The organism is Paraburkholderia sp. J10-1, assembly GCF_905220165.1.
In the GTDB taxonomy this organism is placed as follows: Bacteria; Pseudomonadota; Gammaproteobacteria; order Burkholderiales; family Burkholderiaceae; genus Paraburkholderia.
In genome coordinates this window covers 1-1279 of the sequence record NZ_CAJMYW010000051.1, presented here as the reverse complement: position 1 = coordinate 1279, position 1279 = coordinate 1, and the positions used below count along the sequence as shown (strand labels likewise).

Here is a 1279-nt window from a genome sequence, read left to right as displayed (position 1 = left end):
GCCTGGGATGCATCCTTGCTCCGCACCGGGAGCATTGCTGGGCAGCCGCGCGCGCTTGCGGGGCGGACGGCGCGCCACGACTGGACTCATCGGACTTCCGGCGGGCAACACCGTCGCAGGTTCTGCACGCAACAAGCCCGAGGTCCATCGCGGACACGGAGGGCAACGCGGGAAAGGTCGTGGGTGGCCCTGGCAAGTTATCGCGTTCGCGCGCATCCAGTGTCTCGCGGATGTGCCAGAGGGCACGCGGCTCGAATTCCATGACGACTGCGAGCATGAACGGCAGCGTGCCAAGCGCGAAGAGGGCGGTCTCCGGGGTGACGTATGCTCGGTCAGCAAGCTTCGTTGCAGTGACAACGACCCCGAGGAACAGGACTTCGATCATGACCCATGGCCGCACGAACTGCAGCACACGCAGCACCGCTGAAAACGCGGGAGGAACCACGCCGAGGCGCACAGGTCCGGTAACGTAGAGAACCGCGGCAAGATCGAGAAACGGAAACACGATGGTCACGCAGGCGACCAGGACAGCGAGTGGCCACATGCCTTGAACCCAGAGTGCGCAAACGGTCCCTGTCAGGGTAGTGGCCGATGTGATTCCACCCATCTCGAGCTCGACGACTGGATACGCCTGTGCGATGAAGAAAGTAATCATTGCTGCGAGCGCCAGCGCCAGGACGCGATCGAGTCGCGCCATGTCTGTGCTGGCGATGCTCGCCCCGCAGCGGGGGCAGCGCATTCCCCGAGTCTTCCCGGTCCGGAGTGGGCGCGACAGCAGCAGATCACAATCGGGACAGGCGATGAGGTTGCGGATTTCCATGGTTTTCAGATCGCTCGCCCCGTCAGGCTTCAGACGCGTCCGTCGCATTGCTCAATCCCATGCGCATGGATGCGAGTTCTGCCTCGAGTGCAGCAATCTCGTTCCACTGCTTGAGCACCGTCCCTCGCAGGACTCTGAGTTCTTGATGGACGGCCGCAAGTGCGAAGCGCGCACAAGGTTGCGGACACGATTTGCACCCGGCGTCGGACGGGCTGTCTCGACAGATCCTGCTGCGTGATGGTTCGCCAGTGAGTCGGGTTGTCGCAAGGAACACGTTGACCTCTCCTGCTTGATTGCCACTTCAAGGTAAATACAGCATGACGCGCTGTCGAGTCAGCGTGGGGGCGCTACCAAGGACCAGCGCGCTAGTTCGCCTGTACGCCAGCATCCGCCGTCTGCATCCTTCCACGAACGCATTTCAACGGGGCCGGTGAATCCTGCCGTGCTGCGAGGATCGTT

1 protein-coding gene is annotated in these 1279 nt (G+C 62.6%); it reads right to left on the bottom strand.

Features of this window, described 5'->3' with window-relative positions:
- Positions 1-820 (bottom strand): paraquat-inducible protein A (locus U5A65_RS40620; protein ID WP_321949705.1); only part of this gene is annotated, 820 nt, incomplete at its 3' end.
- Between the last annotated feature and the right edge of the window lie 459 nt (positions 821-1279).